Annotated in this window: 23 protein-coding genes; 21 read left to right on the top strand and 2 right to left on the bottom strand. The window is 59.8% G+C overall.

Features of this window, described 5'->3' with window-relative positions:
• Positions 1-379: 379 nt before the first annotated feature.
• Positions 380-1,198, bottom strand: coding sequence for an inositol-phosphate phosphatase (suhB, locus tag KGB07_RS23235; protein ID WP_007982736.1), 819 nt, complete (start codon positions 1,196-1,198; stop codon positions 380-382).
• 305 nt (positions 1,199-1,503) lie between these two features.
• Between suhB and trmJ the strand changes: the two genes are divergently transcribed.
• From trmJ to KGB07_RS23130, 21 genes are all read left to right on the top strand, one after another.
• Positions 1,504-2,274: a tRNA (cytosine(32)/uridine(32)-2'-O)-methyltransferase TrmJ gene (gene trmJ, locus KGB07_RS23230; RefSeq protein ID WP_046040907.1), complete on the top strand. Its 771-nt coding sequence runs from the start codon at positions 1,504-1,506 to the stop codon at positions 2,272-2,274.
• A 2-nt stretch (positions 2,275-2,276) separates the two neighbouring features.
• Positions 2,277-3,053 carry a serine O-acetyltransferase gene (gene cysE / locus KGB07_RS23225; protein WP_046040908.1) on the top strand — a complete coding sequence of 259 codons (777 nt, stop codon included), beginning with the start codon at positions 2,277-2,279 and terminating at the stop codon, positions 3,051-3,053.
• A 187-nt stretch (positions 3,054-3,240) separates the two neighbouring features.
• Entirely contained in the window at positions 3,241-3,732 is a 492-nt protein-coding gene (gene iscR, locus KGB07_RS23220) for a Fe-S cluster assembly transcriptional regulator IscR (RefSeq protein ID WP_003227911.1), read from the top strand.
• Between the two features lie 50 nt (positions 3,733-3,782).
• Positions 3,783-4,997, top strand: a complete 1,215-nt coding sequence (locus tag KGB07_RS23215; protein ID WP_046040910.1) for an IscS subfamily cysteine desulfurase — start codon at positions 3,783-3,785, stop codon at positions 4,995-4,997.
• Between the two features lie 82 nt (positions 4,998-5,079).
• Entirely contained in the window at positions 5,080-5,466 is a 387-nt protein-coding gene (gene iscU, locus KGB07_RS23210) for a Fe-S cluster assembly scaffold IscU (protein WP_007974006.1), read from the top strand.
• A 34-nt stretch (positions 5,467-5,500) separates the two neighbouring features.
• Positions 5,501-5,824, top strand: a complete 324-nt coding sequence (iscA, locus tag KGB07_RS23205; RefSeq protein ID WP_003227904.1) for an iron-sulfur cluster assembly protein IscA — start codon at positions 5,501-5,503, stop codon at positions 5,822-5,824.
• 8 nt (positions 5,825-5,832) lie between these two features.
• The gene (gene hscB, locus KGB07_RS23200; RefSeq protein WP_223466638.1) at positions 5,833-6,354 is read left to right on the top strand and encodes a co-chaperone HscB; all 522 of its coding nucleotides are present in this window, start codon (positions 5,833-5,835) and stop codon (positions 6,352-6,354) included.
• Positions 6,355-6,405: 51 nt separating this feature from the next.
• On the top strand, positions 6,406-8,268 hold the full coding sequence (hscA, locus tag KGB07_RS23195; protein ID WP_046040915.1) for a Fe-S protein assembly chaperone HscA: 1,863 nt from the start codon (positions 6,406-6,408) through the stop codon (positions 8,266-8,268).
• 2 nt (positions 8,269-8,270) lie between these two features.
• Positions 8,271-8,612 carry an ISC system 2Fe-2S type ferredoxin gene (gene fdx, locus KGB07_RS23190; RefSeq protein WP_007982752.1) on the top strand — a complete coding sequence of 114 codons (342 nt, stop codon included), beginning with the start codon at positions 8,271-8,273 and terminating at the stop codon, positions 8,610-8,612.
• 14 nt (positions 8,613-8,626) lie between these two features.
• A complete protein-coding gene (gene iscX / locus KGB07_RS23185; protein WP_007973999.1) occupies positions 8,627-8,827 on the top strand; it encodes a Fe-S cluster assembly protein IscX in 201 nt (66 codons plus the stop codon).
• 88 nt (positions 8,828-8,915) lie between these two features.
• Entirely contained in the window at positions 8,916-9,341 is a 426-nt protein-coding gene (ndk, locus tag KGB07_RS23180) for a nucleoside-diphosphate kinase (protein WP_007916882.1), read from the top strand.
• A 28-nt stretch (positions 9,342-9,369) separates the two neighbouring features.
• Complete coding sequence (gene rlmN / locus KGB07_RS23175) at positions 9,370-10,512, top strand: 23S rRNA (adenine(2503)-C(2))-methyltransferase RlmN (RefSeq protein ID WP_223466637.1); 1,143 nt, start codon at positions 9,370-9,372, stop codon at positions 10,510-10,512.
• Between the two features lie 16 nt (positions 10,513-10,528).
• Positions 10,529-11,287: a type IV pilus biogenesis/stability protein PilW gene (pilW, locus tag KGB07_RS23170; RefSeq protein ID WP_046040920.1), complete on the top strand. Its 759-nt coding sequence runs from the start codon at positions 10,529-10,531 to the stop codon at positions 11,285-11,287.
• Complete coding sequence (locus tag KGB07_RS23165) at positions 11,287-12,321, top strand: helix-turn-helix domain-containing protein (RefSeq protein ID WP_223466635.1); 1,035 nt, start codon at positions 11,287-11,289, stop codon at positions 12,319-12,321. The genes pilW and KGB07_RS23165 overlap by 1 nt, the downstream gene beginning before the upstream one ends.
• A gap of 3 nt (positions 12,322-12,324) precedes the next feature.
• Positions 12,325-13,434 (top strand): flavodoxin-dependent (E)-4-hydroxy-3-methylbut-2-enyl-diphosphate synthase, encoded by a 1,110-nt coding sequence (gene ispG, locus KGB07_RS23160; protein WP_003185136.1) that lies wholly within the window; start codon positions 12,325-12,327, stop codon positions 13,432-13,434.
• Between the two features lie 37 nt (positions 13,435-13,471).
• On the top strand, positions 13,472-14,761 hold the full coding sequence (gene hisS / locus KGB07_RS23155; RefSeq protein ID WP_223466634.1) for a histidine--tRNA ligase: 1,290 nt from the start codon (positions 13,472-13,474) through the stop codon (positions 14,759-14,761).
• Between the two features lie 41 nt (positions 14,762-14,802).
• Positions 14,803-15,444: a tetratricopeptide repeat protein gene (locus KGB07_RS23150; protein ID WP_046040932.1), complete on the top strand. Its 642-nt coding sequence runs from the start codon at positions 14,803-14,805 to the stop codon at positions 15,442-15,444.
• Positions 15,437-16,588 (top strand): outer membrane protein assembly factor BamB, encoded by a 1,152-nt coding sequence (gene bamB / locus KGB07_RS23145; protein ID WP_046040934.1) that lies wholly within the window; start codon positions 15,437-15,439, stop codon positions 16,586-16,588. Before KGB07_RS23150 ends, bamB begins: the two co-directional genes overlap by 8 nt.
• 136 nt (positions 16,589-16,724) lie before the next feature.
• Complete coding sequence (gene der / locus KGB07_RS23140; RefSeq protein ID WP_046040936.1) at positions 16,725-18,194, top strand: ribosome biogenesis GTPase Der; 1,470 nt, start codon at positions 16,725-16,727, stop codon at positions 18,192-18,194.
• Positions 18,195-18,341: 147 nt separating this feature from the next.
• A complete protein-coding gene (locus tag KGB07_RS23135; RefSeq protein ID WP_223466633.1) occupies positions 18,342-19,490 on the top strand; it encodes a pyridoxal phosphate-dependent aminotransferase in 1,149 nt (382 codons plus the stop codon).
• The gene (locus KGB07_RS23130; RefSeq protein ID WP_223466632.1) at positions 19,478-20,269 is read left to right on the top strand and encodes an amidohydrolase; all 792 of its coding nucleotides are present in this window, start codon (positions 19,478-19,480) and stop codon (positions 20,267-20,269) included. The genes KGB07_RS23135 and KGB07_RS23130 overlap by 13 nt, the downstream gene beginning before the upstream one ends.
• A 184-nt stretch (positions 20,270-20,453) precedes the next feature.
• Here the strand turns inward: KGB07_RS23130 and leuA are convergent, their stop codons facing one another.
• A complete protein-coding gene (gene leuA, locus KGB07_RS23125; RefSeq protein WP_046040940.1) occupies positions 20,454-22,133 on the bottom strand; it encodes a 2-isopropylmalate synthase in 1,680 nt (559 codons plus the stop codon).
• Positions 22,134-22,240 lie beyond the last annotated feature (107 nt).

Raw genomic sequence — 22,240 nt, 5'->3', positions numbered from 1 at the left:
TACCTGGCCGAGCTTCATGCCTCAGCCCCGCACTATGTCCTGCCTCATCGGCGAGAGGAGCGTATTTATCCTCGCGCCATCCGGCTCAAATCACCGAAGTATCCGATCAGAAATAAAAATGCCAGTCAGCTTAACTGACTGGCATTACCCTGCGGGGTGCTTTTTTTGTGCCCGCGATTTATGTACCACCGCAATCCCAATGTAGGAGCGAGCCTGCTCGCGATGGTCGTCAACGATTACGCGCGCATTCAGGATTAACGCGGCGTTTTTGAGTTCTTCGCGAGCAGGCTCGCTCCTACAGGGGGTTGCGGTGTTTTTAAGGGCAAATTCCAGGCATAAAAAAAGCACCCCGAAGGGTGCTTTCTCTGTCGCTGGAAGCTTAGCGCTTCAGCGAGGCCGGCAGGTGCGGCTGGATCGCCGTCAAAACTGCCTTGAAGCATTTGGTGTTGCCGGCAACGACGTGGCCTTTTTCAAGGAAGTCGTGACCGCCGGTGAAGTCGCTCACCAAGCCGCCAGCTTCCTGGATCAGCAGGGCGCCTGCAGCCATGTCCCACTCGGACAGGCCCGATTCCCAGAACGCGTCGAAACGGCCGGCGGCCACGTAGGCCAGGTCCAGGCTCGCCGAACCTGCGCGGCGGATGCCGGCGGTCTGGCCAACCAGGGCGCGGAACATGCCCAGGTAGTTGTCGAGGTTGTCCATCTGGTCGTCACGGAACGGGAAGCCGGTACCCAGCAGGGCGCCGTCCAGGCTGGTGCGACCGCTGACGCGCAGGCGACGACCGTTCAGTTGAGCGCCGCGACCACGGCTGGCGGTGAATTCTTCCTGGCGAACCGGGTCCAGAACAACAGCGTGTTCCAGGCGACCGCGGTATTTGCAGGCGATGCTGACAGCGAAGTGAGGAATGCCGCGCAGGAAGTTGGTGGTGCCGTCCAGTGGGTCGATGATCCACAGGTACTCTTCGCCTTCGATGCCGGTGCCGGCGTGCATGCCGGTCTCTTCACCCATGATCGAGTGATTCGGATAGGCTTTGCGCAGGGCGTCGATGATTTTTTGTTCGGCGGCACGATCCACCTCGGATACGTAATCCTTGGCGTCTTTTTCGTCGACCTTGATGGTATCCAGGCGCTCGATGGAGCGGAAAATCAATTCACTGGCGCTGCGGGCGGCGCGCAGCGCGATATTCAGCATGGGCTGCATGGATGTGTCACCTAAGGTTGTTAAAGAAAGCCGAGCATTCTATCAGAAAGTTTCTACAGGAGAAGGACGACGTTCGCTTTCATGGCTGAACGGTGTGTCCCGCCTCGGAAATACGTTCAAATTTGGCGAGTGGTCAATGTTGGCAGGCAAGGCGCCGCGCCGACTCATAGCTTGCTATGGGGAGAAGTGGCAACGCAGCATGCCGACATTGAACGCCGCCAAATTTGAACAGCTATTTTTGAGGCGGGACACCCTGATGAGCTGTAAGATTCCGCTCCCGATTATTGTGTTCGAGAGCGCCTCCCTTGCTGCAAAACATTCGTGTCGTCCTGGTCAATACCAGCCATCCGGGCAATATCGGCGGGGCTGCGCGTGCCATGAAGAACATGGGGCTGTCGCGGCTGGTGCTGGTCGAGCCTCGTGTGTTCCCGCATCACGAAGCCGATGCCCGTGCCTCCGGTGCCGGGGACATCCTTGAAAACGCGCAAGTCGTCGCCACCTTGGAAGATGCCCTGGTCGGCTGCAACCTGGTGCTTGGTACCAGTGCCCGCGACCGGCGCATTCCCTGGCCGTTGCTCGATCCCCGCGAATGCGGAATGAAGGTGGTCGAGGAAGCCGGGCAGGGTGCGGAAATCGCTCTGGTGTTCGGTCGTGAAGATTCCGGCCTGACCAATGAAGAGCTGCAGCGATGTCATTATCACGTGCACATTCCATCAGACCCTGAGTTCAGTTCGCTGAACCTTGGGGCGGCGGTGCAGGTGTTGGGTTATGAAGTGCGCATGTCCTGGCTGGCGGCCCAAGGTCAGCCGAGCAAGGTCGAGAAGGAAGAGGTGGCTTCGGTCAAAAGCGCTGAGCTTGCGACCATGGACGAGCTGGAACGATTCTATGAGCACCTGGAGCAGACCCTGGTGGCCATCGAATTCCTCGATCCGGAAAAGCCACGGCACTTGATGGCGCGCCTGCGCCGGTTGTACGGACGCAGCTCGGTCAGCCGGGCGGAAATGAATATTTTGCGTGGCATCCTCACGGAAACCCAGAAAGCGGCCCGTGGTGAGCTCCTAAAGCGGAAGGATTAATGATGTTCGAGCGTTTGCGTGAAGATATCCAGAGCGTATTCCACCGAGACCCGGCGGCGCGTAACGCTTTTGAGGTCCTGACCTGCTATCCCGGCATGCATGCCATCTGGATTCACCGTTTGTCGGCGATGCTGTGGCGCGCTGACCTGAAGTGGCTGGCGCGGCTGGTATCGAACTTCGGTCGCTGGTTGACCGGGATCGAGATCCATCCGGGTGCCAAGGTTGGTCGACGCTTCTTTATTGACCATGGCATGGGCATTGTTATCGGTGAAACCGCCGAGATCGGTGATGACGTCACTATTTATCAGGGCGTGACACTGGGCGGCACCAGCTGGAATAAGGGCAAACGTCACCCGACCTTGGGTAATGGCGTGGTGGTCGGGGCGGGCGCGAAGGTGCTCGGCCCGTTCACTGTTGGTGCCGGGGCCAAGGTGGGTTCCAATGCGGTCGTGACCAAGGAAGTGCCGCCGGGTGCCACTGTGGTGGGGATTCCGGGGCGGATTATCGTCAAGCCCGACGAAGAGCAGGACGCCAAGCGCAAGGCCATGGCCGAGAAGATCGGCTTCGATGCCTACGGCCTCAGTGAAGACATGCCCGACCCGGTGGCGCGCGCCATTGGTCAGCTGCTTGATCACTTGCAGGCGGTCGATGGTCGCCTGGAGGGGATGTGCGGGGCATTGAAGGATTTGGGCAGCAATTACTGTGCGAAAGATCTGCCTGAGCTGCGTGAAGAAGATTTCGCCTGCGTAAAAGACAAAGACGAAAGCAAGGCCGGTTGATGTCTCCTGCGCAGGTCGTAATCAGGTAATGGCAGAGCGCTGACCGGTGTGCCATTAGGCCGCAGACCCTGCTATGATGCGCCCGCTCTTTTGCGGGTAAACCTGACTAAAGTACTAGGTCTAATAGTTGACTTAAATACTCGGGAATTGCATACTCGCCTCATTCCGAACTCCGTGGTAATTGTCCATGCGACTGACTACAAAAGGCCGATACGCCGTGACCGCCATGCTTGACCTGGCGTTGCACGCGCAGCACGGGCCCGTGTCCCTGGCCGATATCTCCGAGCGCCAAGGCATCTCCCTGTCCTACCTCGAACAGCTTTTCGCCAAGCTGCGCCGCAGCAACCTGGTGTCCAGCGTGCGCGGTCCGGGCGGTGGCTACCAATTGTCCCGCGATATGCAGGGCATCCAGGTCGCCCAGGTGATCGATGCGGTGAACGAATCGGTCGATGCAACCAAATGCCAGGGCCAGGGTGACTGCCACTCCGGTGACACTTGCCTGACTCACCACTTGTGGTGCGACCTGAGCCTGCAGATCCACGAATTTCTGAGCGGTATCAGCTTGGCTGACCTTGTGACTCGCCGTGAGGTGCAAGAAGTAGCCCAGCGCCAGGATCAACGCCGTTGCAACAGCAAGGCGCCACGCCTGGACAAGATTGAAGCGTCCGCCGTCGAATGACTGCCAGAGAGCTAGCGGCACGCCAGCCAGCCTGATTTAGGAGATAGTCCATGAAATTGCCGATTTACCTTGATTACTCTGCGACTACCCCGGTTGATCCGCGTGTCGCGCAAAAGATGAGTGAATGCCTGCTGGTCGACGGAAACTTCGGTAACCCGGCGTCCCGTTCCCACGTGTTTGGCTGGAAAGCCGAAGAGTCCGTCGAAAACGCTCGTCGTCAGGTGGCCGACCTGGTCAACGCCGACCCGCGTGAAATCGTCTGGACCTCCGGTGCCACCGAATCCGACAACCTGGCAATCAAGGGTGCGGCGCATTTCTATGCCACCAAAGGCAAGCACCTGATCACCACCAAGATTGAGCACAAGGCTGTCCTGGACACCATGCGCCAACTGGAGCGTGAAGGTTTCGAAGTGACCTACATCGAGCCTCGTACCGATGGCCTGGTGACCCCAGAGATGATCGAAGCCGAACTGCGCGACGACACCATCCTGGTTTCGGTCATGCACGTGAACAACGAAATCGGCACCATCAACGACATCGCAGCGATCGGCGAACTGCTCCGCTCCAAGGGCATCCTGTTCCACGTCGACGCCGCTCAGTCCACTGGCAAGGTCGAGATCGATCTTTCCAAGCTGAAAGTCGACATGATGTCGTTCTCCGCCCACAAGACCTACGGTCCTAAAGGCATCGGCGCCCTGTACGTAAGCCGCAAGCCGCGCGTACGTATCGAGGCGACCATGCACGGTGGTGGCCACGAACGCGGCATGCGTTCCGGCACCCTGGCGACCCACCAGATCGTCGGCATGGGTGAAGCCTTCCGCGTAGCCAAGGAAGACATGGCTGCCGAGAACGCACGCATCAAGGCGTTGAGCGACCGTTTCTACAAGCAGGTCGAGCATCTGGAAGAGCTGTACGTCAACGGCAGCATGGCCGCCCGCGTTCCGCACAACCTGAACCTGAGCTTCAACTACGTTGAAGGCGAGTCGCTGATCATGGCGCTCAAGGATCTGGCGGTTTCGTCCGGTTCGGCCTGCACCTCGGCGTCCCTTGAGCCTTCGTACGTACTGCGCGCCCTGGGCCGCAACGACGAACTGGCACACAGTTCGATCCGCTTCACCTTCGGCCGTTTCACTACCGAAGAAGAAATCGACTACGCCGCGCAGAAAGTCTGCGAGGCCGTTACCAAGCTGCGCGCTCTGTCGCCGCTGTGGGACATGTACAAAGACGGTGTCGACATTTCGAAAATCGAGTGGGCGGCACACTGATTTCAAGTCGCCGCAATCAGCCCTGTAAACTCAGGTTTCAGGGCTTCAAGAGCGACTCTCTGATGAGTGAGGATTAAGAATCATGGCTTACAGCGAAAAGGTCATCGACCACTACGAAAACCCGCGCAACGTCGGCAAGATGGACGCGGAAGACCCTGATGTCGGCACCGGCATGGTCGGCGCTCCGGCGTGCGGCGACGTGATGCGCCTGCAGATCAAGGTCAACGACGCCGGCATCATCGAAGATGCCAAGTTCAAGACCTACGGCTGCGGTTCGGCTATCGCTTCCAGCTCCCTCGCCACCGAGTGGATGAAGGGCAAGACCCTGGACGAAGCGGAAACCATCAAGAACACCCAGCTGGCTGAAGAACTGGCCCTGCCGCCAGTGAAAATTCACTGCTCGGTACTCGCTGAAGACGCCATCAAGGCCGCCGTTCGCGATTACAAGCAGAAGAAAGGCTTGATCTGATTTTCGAGTTTTGGCGACGAGTAAGGAGTCACCGATGGCTATCAGCATGACAGAAGCGGCTGCTCGACACGTGCGGCGCTCCCTCGACGGGCGCGGCAAAGGTGAAGGGATTCGTCTGGGTGTTCGCACCACGGGCTGTTCCGGCCTTGCCTACGTGCTGGAGTTTGTCGACGAGGTGGTTGCAGAGGACCAGGTGTTCGAAAGTCACGGCGAAAAAGTGATCATCGACCCGAAGAGCCTGGCCTACCTGGACGGCACCGAGCTCGATTTCGTCAAGGAAGGGTTGAACGAGGGCTTCAAGTTCAACAACCCCAACGTACGCGGTGAATGTGGCTGCGGCGAAAGCTTCAACATCTGAGGCTTGTCGTGGGTACTCCTTGTCATTTCGCTTTATTTGAGCTGCAACCGAGTTTCGATCTGGACCTCGATCAGCTGGCTACGCGCTACCGTGAGTTGGCGCGCAGTGTTCATCCGGACCGCTTTGCCGACGCTTCCGAGCGCGAGCAGCGGTTGGCGCTGGAGCAATCCGCGAGCCTCAACGAGGCCTACCAGACGCTCAAGAGTCCACCCAAGCGCGCGCGTTACCTGCTCGCCTTGAGTGGTGGCGAGCTGCCGCTGGAGGTCACGGTGCATGATCCGGAGTTTCTGCTGCAGCAGATGGAGTTGCGTGAAGAGCTCGAAGACCTGCAGGACAGTGCCGACCTCAATGGCGTTGCCGTCTTCAAGCGTCGCCTGAAGGCTGCCCAGGATGAACTGAACCAAAGCTTCGCAGCTTGCTGGAACGATGCCGCGCACCGTGAACAGGCCGAACGCCTGATGCGGCGCATGCAGTTCCTCGACAAGCTCACCTACGAAGTGCGCCAGTTAGAAGAGCGCCTCGACGATTAACCCAGTGCCGCTCCGGTCGCACGCCTGATATACAGATAAGTCCTGATAACGATGGCCCTACTGCAGATCGCCGAACCCGGCCAAAGTCCTCAACCGCACCAGCGTCGTCTGGCTGTGGGGATCGACTTGGGCACTACCAATTCGCTGGTCGCTGCATTGCGCAGTGGTCTTTCCGAGCCACTTGCCGACGCAGAAGGGCGGGTCATCCTGCCGTCTGCCGTGCGCTACCACGCCGATCGCGTCGAGGTTGGCGAATCCGCCAAGCTGGCTGCCGCCACCGATCCGTTGAATACGGTGCTGTCGGTCAAGCGCTTGATGGGTCGTGGTCTGTCCGACGTCAAGCAGCTGGGCGATCAGTTGCCGTACCGCTTTGTCGATGGCGAGTCGCACATGCCGTTCATCGACACGATCCAGGGCCCGAAGAGCCCGGTCGAAGTCTCTGCCGACATCCTCAAGGTCCTGCGTCAACGCGCCGAAGCGACCCTGGGTGGTGAATTGGTCGGTGCGGTCATCACGGTTCCGGCCTATTTCGACGACGCTCAGCGTCAAGCCACCAAGGACGCGGCCAAGCTGGCTGGTCTGAACGTGCTGCGTTTGCTCAATGAGCCGACCGCGGCAGCTGTGGCTTACGGTCTGGACCAGCACGCCGAAGGCCTGGTCGCGATTTACGACCTGGGCGGCGGCACCTTCGATATTTCGATTCTGCGCCTGACCGGCGGTGTCTTCGAAGTTCTGGCCACTGGCGGCGACAGCGCCCTGGGCGGCGATGACTTCGACCACGCGATCGCCGGCTGGATCATCGAGAACGCTGGCCTGTCCGCCGACCTCGATCCGGGTACGCAACGCAATTTGCTGCAAACCGCCTGTGCAGCCAAGGAAGCCCTGACCAATGCTGCGGCCGTTGAGGTTGCCCATGGCGACTGGAAAGCCGAGCTGACCCGCGAAGCCTTCAATGCGCTGATCGAGCCGATGGTCGCTCGCAGCCTGAAAGCCTGTCGCCGCGCCGTGCGTGACTCCGGTATCGAGCTGGAAGACGTGCATGCCGTGGTCATGGTTGGTGGTTCGACTCGCGTGCCTCGCGTTCGTGACGCCGTCGCCGAAGCCTTCGGTCGTCAGCCGCTGACTGAAATCGACCCGGATCAAGTTGTAGCCATTGGTGCTGCGATCCAGGCCGATACCTTGGCCGGCAACAAGCGCGATGGCGGCGAACTGTTGCTGCTGGACGTGATTCCGTTGTCTTTGGGGCTGGAAACCATGGGCGGCCTGATGGAGAAGGTGATTCCGCGCAACACCACCATCCCCGTCGCTCGCGCCCAGGACTTCACCACTTACAAAGACGGCCAGTCGGCCATGGCCATTCACGTATTGCAGGGCGAGCGCGAGCTGATCAGCGACTGCCGCTCCCTGGCGCGCTTCGAGCTGCGCGGCATTCCGGCAATGGTGGCTGGCGCGGCGAAGATTCGCGTGACCTTCCAGGTCGATGCCGACGGTCTGCTCAGCGTTTCCGCCCGCGAACTGGGTTCGGGCGTTGAAGCCAGCATCCAGGTCAAGCCGTCCTACGGCCTGACCGACGGCGAAATCGCCAGGATGCTCAAGGACTCGTTCCAGCACGCCAATGACGACAAGGTTGCCCGCGTACTGCGCGAGCAGCAGGTCGACGCCCAGCGCCTGATCGAGGCGGTGCAGGCCGCTCTGGAGGCGGATGGCGAGCGCTTGCTCGACGCCGATGAGCGCATGGTCATCGACATGCAGGTGCAGGAGCTGACCGAACTGATGAAAGGTACCGATGGTTACGCCATCGAGCAGCAGACCAAGCGTCTGTCGCAAGTGACCGACGCCTTTGCTGCCCGCCGCCTGGACTCGACGGTGAAAGCCGCGCTGGCGGGGCGCAACCTGAATGAGATTGAGGAATAACGATGCCGCAGGTCATTTTTCTGCCACACGAGAAGTTCTGCCCCGAAGGCATGGTTGTAGAGGCTGAGACCGGTACGTCCATCCTCGAGCTGGCCCATGAGCACCATATCGAGATGGAAAGCGCTTGCGGCGGTGTCTGCGCCTGCACTACTTGCCACTGCATCATCCGCGAGGGTTTCGACTCGCTGGAAGAGGCTGACGAGCTGGAAGAGGACTATCTTGACAAGGCTTGGGGGCTGGAAGCTCAATCGCGCCTGGGTTGTCAGGCCAAGGTCGGTACCGAAGACCTGACCGTCGAAATTCCGAAGTACTCGCTCAACCACGCAGCCGAAGCAGCGCACTGATTCAAGGAATTGTCATGAAACTCAAGTGGACTGATGTGCTGGAGATCGCGATCCAGCTGGCTGAAAGCAAGCCCGACGTGGACCCTATGTCGGTCAACTTCGTCGATCTGCGTAAATGGGTGATGGAACTTCCCGATTTCGACGACATGCCTGAGCATTGTGGCGAAAAGATCCTGGAGGCCATTCAGGCCCACTGGATCGAAGAACGCGACTGAGCCACGCCGCAGGTTAGGCAATACCCGAGAACCCGCGTATAATTCGCGGGTTTAATTTTTCGTAAATTACCGTTTCTGGAGTTACACCATGGCTGTTCAACGTACTTTCTCCATCATCAAGCCTGACGCCGTTGCTAAAAACGTGATCGGCGAGATCACCACTCGTTTCGAAAAAGCTGGCCTGCGCGTTGTAGCTTCGAAACTGAAGCAACTGTCCAAAGCCGAAGCTGAAGGCTTCTACGCTGAGCACAGCGCTCGTGGTTTCTTCGGTGACCTGGTTGCTTTCATGATCTCCGGTCCGGTTGTCGTTCAGGTTCTGGAAGGCGAAAACGCTATCGCTCTGAACCGTGAGCTGATGGGCGCTACCAACCCTAAAGAAGCTGCTGCCGGCACCATCCGTGCTGACTTCGCTGACTCCATCGACGCCAACGCTGTACACGGTTCGGACTCCGAAGCCGCTGCCGCTCGCGAAATCTCGTACTTCTTCGCAGCTACTGAAGTAACCACTCGCTAAGCATTGGCTTAAGAGTGAAGGTGAATCCATGACTACATCGACTGTAAAAACTAACCTGCTGGGTCTGACTCAGCTGGAAATGGAAAAATTCTTCGACTCAATCGGGGAGAAGCGTTTCCGTGCCGGTCAGGTAATGAAATGGATTCACCACTTTGGTGTCGATGATTTCGATGCCATGACGAACGTCAGCAAGGCCTTGCGCGAAAAGCTCAAGGTTGTTGCTGAGGTCCGTGGTCCGGAAGTGGTCAGCGAGGACATCTCCAGCGACGGCACCCGCAAGTGGGTGGTGCGCGTGGCGTCCGGCAGCTGCGTCGAGACCGTGTACATTCCCCAGGGCAAGCGCGGCACCTTGTGCGTTTCGTCCCAGGCAGGCTGTGCCCTGGATTGCAGTTTCTGCTCCACCGGCAAGCAAGGTTTCAATAGCAACCTCACCGCCGCCGAAGTCATCGGCCAGGTGTGGATTGCCAACAAATCCTTTGGCAGCATCCCGGCAACCGTCGACCGTGCCATCACCAACGTGGTGATGATGGGCATGGGTGAGCCGCTGCTGAACTTCGACAACGTCGTCGCGGCCATGCATCTGATGATGGACGACCTGGGCTACGGCATTTCCAAGCGCCGTGTGACCCTGTCGACCTCCGGCGTGGTGCCGATGATCGATGAGCTCTCCAAGCACATCGACGTCTCCCTGGCGTTGTCCCTGCACGCACCGAATGACGCATTGCGTAATCAATTGGTGCCGATCAACAAGAAGTATCCGCTTAAGATGCTGCTCGAGTCGTGCCAGCGCTACATGTCGAACCTCGGCGAAAAGCGCGTGCTGACCATCGAATACACCTTGCTCAAAGATATCAACGACAAGGTTGAGCACGCTGTGGAAATGATCGAGCTGCTCAAGAACATCCCGTGCAAGATCAACCTGATCCCGTTCAACCCGTTCCCGCACTCCGGTTACGAGCGCCCGAGCAACAACGCCATTCGTCGTTTCCAGGATCAGCTTCATCATGCCGGCTTCAACGTCACCGTCCGCACCACCCGTGGTGAAGACATCGACGCGGCCTGTGGTCAATTGGTAGGGCAGGTGCTGGATCGCACCCGTCGCAGCGAACGTTATATCGCCGTGCGTGAACTCAACGCCGACAACGATGTAGCGCAAGACGCCGCGAAATAACCGAGAGAGGATCTCTATGTCCCTGCGCTTTGCGCTGCTTTTGCTGTTGGCCAGCCTGTGTGCTGGCTGCGTGCTTTCGGGCGACTACAACCCGATGAAGACCAGCAAGGGCCGTGATGAAGCGCGTGAGGCCTATGTGCAACTCGGTATCGGGTATTTGCAACAAGGCATGACCGAGCGCGCCAAGGTTCCGTTGAAGAAAGCGTTGGATCTGGATGGCTCCGACCCTGATGCCAACGCGGCGCTGGGGTTGGTGTTCCAGGCCGAGATGGAACCGGAACTTGCCGACGAACATTTTCGAAAGGCGCTGGCTTCCCGTCCCGCCGATGCACGAATCCTCAATAACTACGGCAGTTTTTTGTTCGAGCAGAAACGTTACAACGAAGCCTACGAGCGCTTCGAACAAGCCGCAGCCGATACCCTGTATCCTGAGCGTTCGCGGGTGTTCGAGAACCTGGGCATGACCGCTGCAATGCTCGGTCAGCGCGATCTGGCCCAGCAGCAACTGGAAAAAGCCCTGCGCCTGAACCACCAACAACCACGTGCATTGCTGGAAATGGCTGAGTTGTCTTACGAAGACAGGCATTATGTGCCCGCGCGTGACTATTACGACCGTTTTAGCCAGCTCTCCGAACAAAATGCACGTAGTCTATTGCTCGGCGTTCGGCTGGCAAAAGTGTTCGAAGACCGCGACAAGGCCGCAAGCAAAGGCCTGCAACTAAAAAGACTCTATCCCGGTACGCCGGAATATCAGCAATACCTGTCGGAGCAATGATGAAAGCGGCGCATCCCGAAGTTGTAGCAGCGAATCGCGTAAACCCCGGTGAGACTTTGCGCCAGGCCCGCGAAAGCAATGGCTGGTCGCTGGCCGAAGTGGCCCTCAAGCTCAACCTCACCACCACTTCCCTGAGCAATCTGGAAGCCGGCGCCTTCGACAAGCTGCCCGGGCATACGTTTGCCCGCGGTTACATTCGCGCCTATGCCAAATTGCTCGGCATGGACCAGGCCGTTCTGGTCCAGCAATTCGATCAATCCACCGGTACCGACTCTCAGGGCAGCAATGTTCACAGCCTGGGTCGTATTGAAGAGCCTGTGCGGGTTTCCCACACCATTTTGCGAATCGTCAGCCTGTTGTTGCTGGTCGCGGTGATCGGTGGCGGTTTCGTCTGGTGGCAGGATCAGACCTCGATGCGCACCAAGGACCTGATCGGTCTGGCACCGGAACACGTTGAAGTCGAAGGCGCCGACGGTACGACACAGATTCATCCGCTGGACGAGCCGGAAGACCAGGCCGTCGCGGAAGGTCAGGCCGAAGGCGGAACCGCCCTCGCGCTGCCACAGGCCGACGCTCCGGCTGAAGCACCAGAACAGGCTCAAGCGACTGCGCCAGTGGCCCCGGCAGCGCCGACCACGCCAGCCGCACCCGCGCACACTACCGCGCCTGTTGTCGCAGCGCCGGTTATCCCGGCAACTCCGGCTCCGGCAGCTCCAGTCGTTCCGGCTCCGGTGGCGACTGCACCGGCAGCCGCTCCGGCCCCTGCTCCAGTGGCAGCCGCGCCTTTGGCTGGTCAAGGCCAGGTTCAGGTGCAGTTCACCTTCGATTGCTGGACACAAGTGACCGACGGTAGTGGCAAGGTGCTTTTCAGCGGTCTCAAACGCAAAGGCGACAGTCTGGCAGTCAATGGCAAACCACCGTTTTCCGTGCGCCTGGGCTTTGCCCGCGGCGCTCAGGTCAGCTACAACGGCCAGCCGGTTGATGTCGCTCCGTTCACCAGTGGCGAGACTGCTCGCCTGAAGTTGGGTCAATAAGTCATGCACGGCGAATCTCCAATCAAACGTCGCGAATCCCGCAAGATCTGGGTCGGTAACGTGCCTGTTGGCGGCGATGCGCCTATCGCTGTGCAGAGCATGACCAACAGCGACACCAACGATGTCGCGGCCACCGTCGCGCAAATCAATCGTCTGGAAGCGGCCGGCGTCGATATCGTGCGGGTTTCCGTACCGGACATGGACGCCGCCGAAGCCTTCGGCAAGATCAAGCAGTTGGTCAAAGTACCTTTGGTTGCCGACATTCACTTCGACTACCGGATCGCTCTGCGCGTAGCCGAACTGGGTGTCGATTGCCTGCGGATCAACCCGGGCAACATCGGTCGCGAAGACCGCGTGCGTGCGGTGGTGGATGCCGCCCGTGACCGCGGGATCCCGATCCGTATCGGCGTGAACGCCGGTTCCCTGGAAAAAGACCTGCAGAAGAAATACGGCGAGCCGACCCCGGCGGCGCTGGTCGAGTCTGCCTTGCGCCACGTCGAGCACCTTGAGCGCCTGAACTTCCAGGACTTCAAGGTCAGCGTGAAAGCCTCCGACGTGTTCATGGCCGTCGAAGCCTACCGCTTGCTGGCCAAGGAAATCGTCCAGCCGCTGCACCTGGGCATCACCGAAGCCGGTGGTTTGCGTTCCGGCACGGTGAAATCTGCCGTGGGCCTCGGTATGCTGCTTGCCGAAGGGATTGGCGATACTATCCGCATCTCGTTGGCGGCCGACCCGGTCGAGGAAGTGAAAGTCGGCTACGACATTCTCAAGTCCCTGCACCTGCGTTCCCGTGGCATCAACTTCATCGCCTGCCCGAGCTGCTCGCGGCAGAACTTCGATGTGGTCAAGACCATGAACGAGCTGGAAGGGCGTCTCGAGGATTTGCTGGTGCCGCTGGATGTCGCGGTGATCGGTTGCGTGGTCAACGGCCCGGGTGAAGCCAAGGAAGCCCATATCGGCTTGACCGGCGGCACGCCGAACCTGATTTACATCGACGGTAAACCGTCGCAGAAGCTGACGAATGACAATCTGGTGGATGAGCTTGAACGCTTGATCCGCCAGAAAGCGGCCGAAAAGGTCGAAGCTGACGCTGCCGTTATTGCGCGCGGCTGAACCTGACTGAAGAGCCGAACGAATTTAAGGATTTAAAGTGAGCAAGTCATTGCAAGCCATTCGTGGCATGAACGACATCCTGCCCGAACAGACCCCTCTGTGGCGTCATTTCGAAGGCACCGTTTCGCGTCTGCTGGATAACTACGGTTACAAGCAGATCCGCATGCCGATCGTCGAGTTCACCGAACTGTTCAAGCGTTCCATCGGTGAAGTGACCGACATCGTCGAAAAAGAGATGTACACCTTCGATGATCGCAACGGCGACTCTCTGACCCTGCGCCCTGAAGGCACGGCGGCCTGTGTGCGCGCGGTGCTGGAACACGGCATCACCGGCGGCGGCCAGGTTCAGAAACTCTGGTACATCGGCCCGATGTTCCGCCACGAGCGTCCGCAGAAAGGCCGTTATCGCCAGTTCCACCAGATCGGTGTGGAGGTGTTCAACCTCGACGGTCCGGACATCGACGCCGAGCTGATCGTGCTGACCTGGCGCCTGTGGGGCGAATTGGGCATCCGCGATGCGGTCAAGCTCGAACTGAACAGCCTGGGCACCAGCGAATCCCGTGGTCGTTATCGCGAAGCACTGGTCGAGTTCTTGTCGCAACACCTGAACAAGCTGGACGAAGACAGCCAGCGCCGCCTGAAGACCAACCCGTTGCGCGTCCTGGACACCAAGAACGCCGAGACACAGGCGATTCTGGTCGATGCGCCGAAAATGGCCGACTACCTCGACGAAGAATCCCGCGTGCACTTCGAGGGCCTCAAGGCTCGCCTGGACGCTGCCGGCATTCCTTACGTGATCAACCCGAAGCTGGTTCGCGGGCTCGATTACTACAGCAAGACCGTTTTCGAATGGGTCACCGACAAACTCGGCGCCCAGGGCACCGTGTGTGCCGGTGGCCGTTACGACGGCCTGGTGGAGCAGATGGGCGGCAAGCCGACCGCCGGCGTTGGTTTTGCCATGGGTATCGAACGCCTGGTCCTGCTGCTGGAAACCCTGGAGCAGATCCCGCAAGAGATCTCCCGTCAGGTCGACGTCTACCTCTGCGCCTTCGGTGAAGCCGCCGAACTGGCCGGCCTGACCCTGGCGGAGCGCGTTCGTGACCAGTTGCCCAACCTGCGCCTGCAAGTGAATGCCGGTGCCGGCAGTTTCAAAAGCCAGTTCAAGAAGGCCGACAAGAGCGGCGCGCTGTATGCGCTGATCCTCGGTGACGACGAAATGGCCCAGCAAGTGGTAGGTTTCAAACCCCTGCGTGGCCAGGGCGAACAACAAAGCATTGCCTGGGATGCGCTTGCCGCTCACCTGGCCACCTGCGTCGTGCAGGGTTGAAGCTGTCTAAACAGCCGAATTAGCGATTAAGGAGTATTGGGGTGTCGAGTACCGAAGACGAACATGTGGCGGAATTGAAGGAATGGTGGTCACGCAACGGTAAGCCCCTGGTTACTGGCGGCCTGTTGGCGCTGGTCATCGTGTTCGGCTGGCAGGCGTTCCACAAGTATCAGAGCAATCAGTCGCAAGGCGCCTCGATGCTCTATCAGCAATTGCTCGAAACCACGCTGACGCCTGATGGCAAGCCTGATGCGGCCCGTGTTTCGGACCTGGCCGGCAAGCTCAACAGCGAGTTCGGCGGCAGCGCCTACGCGCAGTACGGCAGCCTGTTCGTGGCCAAGGTTGCGGTTGACAGCGGCAAGCTGGACGACGCGGCCACCGAGCTCAAAGCAATTATCGCCAAACCGGCCAACCCGGCGCTGGGCGAAATCGCTCGTCAGCGTCTGGCCCAGGTACTCGGCGCGCAGAACAAGGCCGACGAAGCACTGAAGCTGCTCGAAGGCGATGCCGACAAGGCATTCCTGGCCACTCGCGAAGAGCTCAAGGGCGACCTGCTGGTGCAGTTGGGTCGTACCGACGAGGCGAGCGCGGCGTATCAAAAAGCCAAGGCGGCACTGTCGGATGAAGCGGCGGTCGGTGGCCTGCAAATCAAGCTGGACGACCTGGCCAAAGGGGATGCGTGACGTGATTCGTTGGAAACATGCAGCATTGCTGGCTCTGGCCATTTTGGCCGCGGGTTGCAGCAGCAACAGCAAAAAAGAACTGCCTCCGGCCGAACTGGTCGATTTCAAGGAAGAAGTGGTTCTGCACAAGCAGTGGAGTCGTTCGATCGGTGACGGTCAGGGCGAAACCTACAACATGCTGGTTCCGGCCATCGATGGCGATACCATCTATGCCGCCGACGTCACTGGCGTGTTGATGGCGATGGACCGCAACACCGGCGACGTCAAATGGAAGAAAGACCTCGAGCTGCCTGTCTCCGGCGCCGTTGGTGTTGGTTACGGCCTGGTCACCATTGGTACGATCAAGGGTGAAATCGTTGCCCTGGACGCGATCAACGGTGAAGAAAAGTGGCGCGCTCGCGTGTCCAGCGAAGTACTGGCACCGCCAGCCAACAACGGTGACGTTGTGGTGGTTCAGACCCAGGACGATCGTCTGATCGGCCTGGATGCCTCCACCGGTAACCGTCGCTGGATCTATGACAGCACGCCGGCGGTACTGACCCTGCGGGGTACCAGTGCGCCGATCGTGACCAACCGCCTCGCGGTGGCTGGCCTGTCGACCGGTAAAGTGGTTGCGGTGAACATCTCCAACGGTGTACCGGTGTGGGAACAGCGCGTAGCGATCCCGCAAGGTCGTTCGGAGCTGGAGCGCGTGGTCGATATCGATGGTGGCTTGCTGCTGTCGGGCGAGACGCTGTATGTCGCCAGCTATCAGGGGCGCGTTGCCGCTCTGGACCTGCAAAGCGGCCGTCAGCTCTGGCAGCGTGATGCTTCCAGCTATGCCGGTGTTGCCCAGGGTTTCGGTACCGTTTATGTGAGCCTGTCTTCGGGCACCGTTGAAGGCGTCGACGAGCGTTCCACCACAGCCTTGTGGAGCAACGACTCGCTGGCCCGCCGTCAACTGTCGGCTCCGGAAGTGTTCTCAAGCTACGTTGCAGTCGGTGACCTGGAAGGTTACCTGCACCTGATGAGTCAGGTGGACGGTCGTTTCGTCGGCCGCGAGCGCATCGACAGCGACGGCCTGCGTGCCCGTCCGCTGGTGATGGGTGACACGATTTATGTGTATGGCAACAGCGGCAAACTGGAAGCCCTGACCATCAAGTAACGACTATGCTTGGGGTTTAACCCCCAAGCGGCCCCGGTTTACTGGGGTTTGCAGCGCTTTCAAGCGTTGCCCCGAGCACCAGCCGCTGCCTCGCAGCGGCTTTTGTATTTTCTGAAATAACGAAGTGGAGAGCCGCATGGTTCCCGTAATCGCCCTGGTGGGCCGACCGAACGTCGGCAAGTCCACCTTGTTCAACCGCCTGACCAGGACTCGTGACGCCATCGTCGGCGACTTGTCCGGTCTGACCCGTGATCGCCAGTACGGTGAGGCCAAGTGGCAAGGGCGTTCCTACATTCTGATCGACACCGGCGGTATCTCCGGTGACGAGCACGGTATGGACGAAAAGATGGCCGAGCAGTCGCTGCTGGCCATCGAAGAAGCAGATGTCGTTCTGTTCCTGGTAGATGCCAAGGCCGGTTTCACCGCCGCCGACCAGATGATCGCCGAGCATTTGCGCAAACGTAACAAGCGTTCCTACGTGGTTGCCAACAAGGTCGACAACATCGACCCTGAAATGGCCCGCGCCGAATTCGCTCCGTTGGGCATGGGTCATGCGATTCCGATCGCCGGTGCTCACGGTCGTGGCATCACCCAGATGCTGGAAATCGCCCTGAGTGACTTCCCGAAAGACGACGACGAGTTGGAAGAAGGCGAGGAAGAAGACGTCGCCGAAGGCGAGGAAGCCAAGCGCATTCCTGGCCCAAGCGAAAAAGACGGGATCAAGATCGCGATCATCGGCCGGCCGAACGTCGGCAAGTCGACTCTGGTCAACCGTATGCTCGGGGAAGACCGGGTAATCGTCTACGACCAACCCGGCACCACCCGCGACAGTATCTACATCCCGTTCGAGCGTAACGACGAGAAGTACACGCTGATCGACACCGCCGGTGTGCGCAAGCGCGGCAAGATCCACGAAGAAGTTGAAAAGTTCTCCGTGGTCAAAACCCTGCAAGCGATCAAAGACGCCAACGTGGTGATCTTCGTGATGGACGCCCGCGAAGGCGTGGTAGACCACGACCTCAACCTGCTGGGCTTTGCCCTTGAGGCCGGTCGTGCGTTGGTCATCGCGATCAACAAGTGGGACGGCATGACGCCGAGCGAGCGCGACTTCGTCAAGATCGAGTTGCAGCGTCGTCTGTTCTTCGTCGAGTTTGCCGATATTCACTTTATCTCGGCACTGCACGGCACCGGCGTGGGCAACCTCTACGCCTCGGTACAGAACTCGTTCAAGTCCGCGGTTACCCGCTGGCCAACGAGCCGCCTGACCCAGATCCTGGAAGACGCGGTCAGCGAGCACCAGCCGCCGATGGTCAACAGCCGCCGGATCAAGCTGCGTTATGCCCACCTCGGTGGCGCGAACCCGCCGATCATCGTGATCCACGGCAACCAGATCGAGAAGGTGCCGAAGTCCTACGTGCGATACCTGGAAAACACGTATCGCCGTGTGCTGAAGCTGGTCGGTACGCCGATCCGCATCGAGTTCAAGGGTGGCGAGAACCCGTACGAAGGCAACAAGAACACGCTCACCGACCGTCAGGTCAACAAGAAGCGTCGTTTGATGTCGCACCACAAGAAGGCCGACAAGAAGCGTCGCGATAAGCGATAGAAGCAGCTGCAAGCTTCAAGCTTCAAGCTTCAAGTCAAAGCGAAAAGGGTCCTGTCCGGGCCCTTTTTTGCGTCTGGCGGTTTGACGCTTGACCACTTGTGGCTTGCAGCTTGAAACTTGCAGCTGCTCACCTGCAGGGAACCACCGATGATCACCAGCAAGCTGCCGAATGTCGGCATCACTATCTTCACTCAGATGTCTCAGCTCGCGGCACAGACCGGCGCGCTCAATCTGTCCCAGGGCTTTCCCGATTTCGCGGCCCCGCAGGCCCTGTGCGATGCGGTCGGCCGGCATATCGCCAGCGGCCATAATCAATATTCGCCAATGACCGGGCTGCCGGTGTTGCGTCAGCAGATCGCGGCGAAGATCGCCCGCAGTTATGGCGCACAGGTGGATGTCGATACTGAAGTGACGGTCACCCCCGGCGCGACCGAGGCGATTTTCTGTGCCATTCAGGCGGTTATCCACAGCGGTGACGAAGTCATTGTGTTTGACCCGGCATACGACAGCTACGAGCCTTCGGTAGAGCTGGCCGGCGGTCGTTGCGTGCATGTGGAACTGGGCCTGAACGACTTCAGTATCGACTTCGAGAAGCTTGCCCAGGCACTCAGCCCGCGCACGCGGATGATCATTCTCAACACCCCGCACAACCCTAGTGGTGCGTTGATCAGCCGTGCCGAACTCGACCAGTTGGCAGCCTTGATCCGCGATCGCGACATTTATGTGATCAGCGACGAAGTCTACGAGCATCTGGTGTTTGACGGTGTGCCCCACGTCAGCGTGCTGGCCCATGAGGAGCTGTATCAGCGTGCATTCGTGGTCAGTTCGTTCGGCAAGACCTACCACGTCACCGGCTGGAAAACCGGCTATGTGGTCGCACCACCGGCCCTGACGGCGGAATTGCGCAAGGTGCACCAGTACGTCAATTTCTGTGGTGTGACACCGCTGCAATATGCCTTGGCCGATTTTATGGCCGAGCATCCTGAGCACGTGGAAGAGCTGCCGGGTTTCTATCAGGCCAAGCGCGATCTGTTCTGCGATCTGCTGGCGCCGTCGCGTTTCAGTTTCACCCGGGTGACCGGCACCTATTTCCAGTTGGTCGATTACTCGCAGATCCGTCCGGACCTCAATGACGTCGAGATGGCCCTGTTGATGACGCGCGAGCATGGTGTGGCGAGTATCCCGATCTCGGTGTTCTACCAGACACCACCGGTCGGCCAGCGCCTGGTGCGGCTGTGCTTTGCCAAGCGTGAGGAGACCCTGCGTGAAGCAGCGGAAAAACTATGCGTGATCTGAGTGCGTTGCCGAAGCTGACCGTTGCGCTGATCCAGACATCCCTGGCCTGGCACGACCGCCAGGCCAACCTCGAGCATTTCGAGCCGTTGCTGGAACAGGCTCGCGGCGCCGACCTGATCATTCTGCCGGAGATGTTCACCACCGGGTTCTCCATGGAATCCGAGACCCTCGCCGAAGCGGAAAACGGGCCCACCAGCAAATGGCTGCGGGTTCAGGCGGCAAAGCTCGATGCGGTGATCACCGGCAGCGTGATCGTCCAGGCCGCCGACGGCAGTCATCGCAATCGCCTGCTGTGGGCACGCCCGGATGGCGAGGTGCTGCATTACGACAAGCGTCACCTGTTCCGCATGGCCGGTGAGCACAACCACTACACCCCCGGCGAGCGCCAGGTGCAGTTCGAGCTCAAGGGTTGGCGAGTGCGACCGTTGATCTGCTACGACCTGCGCTTCCCGGTGTGGAGCCGTGACGCTCAGGACACCGATCTGCTGCTGTACACCGCCAACTGGCCCGGCGCACGGCGCCAGCACTGGAACCGCTTGCTGCCGGCGCGGGCGATCGAGAACCTGTGCTATGTGGCGGCGGTGAACCGCATTGGCACGGATGGCAAAGGTTTTGCGTATACCGGTGACAGCCAGGTGCTGGATTTTCAGGGCGAGACGTTGCTCAGTGCGGGGGAGGCTGACGGGGTGTTCAAGGTGGTGCTGGATGCGGCAGAGCTGGCGGCGTACCGCACGCGGTTTCCGGCGAATCTGGATGCCGATACCTTTGAACTCACCTGAGATTTTTGTTGCCTGACAGACCGCTTTCGCGAGCAGGCTCGCTCCTACATTGGATCGGTGTGAACACGGTCACTGTAGGAGCGAGCCTGCTCGCGATGGGGCCGGGATAAACAACGCAAAAACACCGGCAAACAAAAAGGCCCCGAGGTTCACACCCCGGGGCCTTTTGCACTTCAGCGATGGCTTACGCCGCTTTAGCTTCCGGCTGGCTCAGCGAGCGGTTCAGTGCGCTGAACAAGGCCTTGAAGCTGGCGGTGGTGATGTTTTCGTCGATGCCGACGCCATGTACCGCACGTTCGCCGTTCACTCGCAGTTCAATGTAGGCGGCAGCCTTGGCATTGGTGCCCGCGCCGATGGCGTGCTCGTTGTAGTCCATGATTTCCACCGGTACCGGCAGGCCGGCCACCAGTGCTTCCAGGGCGCCGTTGCCCTTGCCGCGCCAGTGCAGGTTGGTCTCGCCCTGGCCTTGGCTGGCCACTTCCACTTCAACGGCGCTGTGACCGTTTTCTTCCTGCAGGCGATGGCTGACCAGCGCGTACGGGGTGTTGGCCTGCAAGTACTCGCTGTGCAGCAATGCATGGATCTGCTGGGCGGTCATTTCAAGGCCCAGGCGGTCGGTTTCACGCTGTACAACCTGGCTGAACTCGATCTGCATGCGACGTGGCAGGCTGATGCCGTATTCCTGTTCCAACAGGTAGGCGATGCCGCCCTTGCCCGATTGGCTGTTGACGCGAATCACCGCCTCGTAGCTGCGACCGATGTCGGCCGGGTCGATTGGCAGGTAAGGCACTTCCCACATTGCATCGGGTTTCTGCTGGGCGAAGCCTTTGCGGATTGCGTCCTGGTGCGAGCCGGAGAACGCGGTGTGAACCAGGTCGCCGACGTACGGATGACGCGGGTGTACCTGGATCTGGTTGCACTCTTCGACGACTTTGCGCACACCGTCGATGTCCGAGAAGTCCAGCTCAGGGTGAACGCCCTGGGTGTAAAGGTTCAAGGCCACGGTCACGAGGTCGACGTTACCGGTGCGCTCGCCGTTGCCGAACAGGCAGCCTTCGACACGGTCGGCGCCAGCCATCAGGCCCAGCTCGGTGGCCGCAACGCCGGTGCCACGGTCGTTGTGGGTGTGCAGGCTGATGATCACGCTGTCACGACGGTTGATGTGACGGCCGAACCATTCGATCTGGTCGGCATAGATGTTCGGGGTCGCGCATTCCACCGTGGCCGGCAGGTTGAGGATCATCTTGTGCTCGGGCGTCGGGTTCCAGACTTCGATCACCGCGTCGCAGACTTCCTTGGCGAACTCCATTTCGGTGGCGCTGAAGGTTTCTGGCGAGTATTCGAAGGTCCACTCGGTGTCCGGCTGCATGGCCGCGTATTTGACGAACAGCTTGGCGGCGTTCACGGCGATGGCCTTGACCCCGTCCTTGTCCTGGTTGAAGACAATGCGGCGGAAGGAAGGGGAGGTCGCGTTGTACAGGTGAACGATGGCTTTCTTCGCGCCGCGCAGGGATTCGAAGGTGCGCTCGATCAGGTCTTCACGGCCCTGGGTCAGCACCTGGATGGTGGTGTCGTCCGGGATGTGGTTGCCTTCGATCAGGGTGCGAACGAAGTCGAAGTCGGTTTGCGAGGCGGCCGGGAACGACGCTTCGATTTCCTTCACGCCGACCTGCACCAGGGTTTTCCAGAAGCGCAGCTTCTTGACGGCGTCCATCGGTTCGATCAGCGACTGGTTACCGTCACGCAGGTCGGAGCTGCACCAGATCGGCGCGGCGGTGATGGTTTTTGACGGCCAGGTGCGGTCCGGAATGTCGATGGTCGGGAACGCGCGGTATTTCGAAGACGGGTCTTTGAGCATGCTCATCAGGAAATCCTTATTGTGTTGGCCGAAAAAAGGCGGCCTGCCGGTGGATCAAAAGTTCTTGGGGTACGGCTTGGGACGAGACACCACGATTCAGCCCGGCAGTCGTG

This window comes from Pseudomonas sp. GL-RE-26 (assembly GCF_019956275.1).
In the GTDB taxonomy this organism is placed as follows: Bacteria; Pseudomonadota; Gammaproteobacteria; order Pseudomonadales; family Pseudomonadaceae; genus Aquipseudomonas; species Aquipseudomonas grandcourensis.
This window is presented reverse-complemented; position numbering and strand designations above follow the sequence as displayed.

Excerpts from the sequence above, each read along its gene's own strand:
- suhB (WP_007982736.1), bottom strand. The coding sequence starts at position 1,198 with ATGCAGCCCATGCTGAATATCGCGCTGCGCGCCGCCCGCAGCGCCAGT.
- cysE (WP_046040908.1), top strand. The coding sequence starts at position 2,277 with ATGTTCGAGCGTTTGCGTGAAGATATCCAGAGCGTATTCCACCGAGAC.
- iscR (WP_003227911.1), top strand. The coding sequence starts at position 3,241 with ATGCGACTGACTACAAAAGGCCGATACGCCGTGACCGCCATGCTTGAC.
- KGB07_RS23215 (WP_046040910.1), top strand. The coding sequence starts at position 3,783 with ATGAAATTGCCGATTTACCTTGATTACTCTGCGACTACCCCGGTTGAT.
- iscU (WP_007974006.1), top strand. The coding sequence starts at position 5,080 with ATGGCTTACAGCGAAAAGGTCATCGACCACTACGAAAACCCGCGCAAC.
- iscA (WP_003227904.1), top strand. The coding sequence starts at position 5,501 with ATGGCTATCAGCATGACAGAAGCGGCTGCTCGACACGTGCGGCGCTCC.
- hscA (WP_046040915.1), top strand. The coding sequence starts at position 6,406 with ATGGCCCTACTGCAGATCGCCGAACCCGGCCAAAGTCCTCAACCGCAC.
- fdx (WP_007982752.1), top strand. The coding sequence starts at position 8,271 with ATGCCGCAGGTCATTTTTCTGCCACACGAGAAGTTCTGCCCCGAAGGC.
- iscX (WP_007973999.1), top strand. The coding sequence starts at position 8,627 with ATGAAACTCAAGTGGACTGATGTGCTGGAGATCGCGATCCAGCTGGCT.
- ndk (WP_007916882.1), top strand. The coding sequence starts at position 8,916 with ATGGCTGTTCAACGTACTTTCTCCATCATCAAGCCTGACGCCGTTGCT.
- rlmN (WP_223466637.1), top strand. The coding sequence starts at position 9,370 with ATGACTACATCGACTGTAAAAACTAACCTGCTGGGTCTGACTCAGCTG.
- pilW (WP_046040920.1), top strand. The coding sequence starts at position 10,529 with ATGTCCCTGCGCTTTGCGCTGCTTTTGCTGTTGGCCAGCCTGTGTGCT.
- KGB07_RS23165 (WP_223466635.1), top strand. The coding sequence starts at position 11,287 with ATGAAAGCGGCGCATCCCGAAGTTGTAGCAGCGAATCGCGTAAACCCC.
- ispG (WP_003185136.1), top strand. The coding sequence starts at position 12,325 with ATGCACGGCGAATCTCCAATCAAACGTCGCGAATCCCGCAAGATCTGG.
- bamB (WP_046040934.1), top strand. The coding sequence starts at position 15,437 with ATGCGTGACGTGATTCGTTGGAAACATGCAGCATTGCTGGCTCTGGCC.
- der (WP_046040936.1), top strand. The coding sequence starts at position 16,725 with ATGGTTCCCGTAATCGCCCTGGTGGGCCGACCGAACGTCGGCAAGTCC.
- KGB07_RS23135 (WP_223466633.1), top strand. The coding sequence starts at position 18,342 with ATGATCACCAGCAAGCTGCCGAATGTCGGCATCACTATCTTCACTCAG.
- KGB07_RS23130 (WP_223466632.1), top strand. The coding sequence starts at position 19,478 with ATGCGTGATCTGAGTGCGTTGCCGAAGCTGACCGTTGCGCTGATCCAG.
- leuA (WP_046040940.1), bottom strand. The coding sequence starts at position 22,133 with ATGAGCATGCTCAAAGACCCGTCTTCGAAATACCGCGCGTTCCCGACC.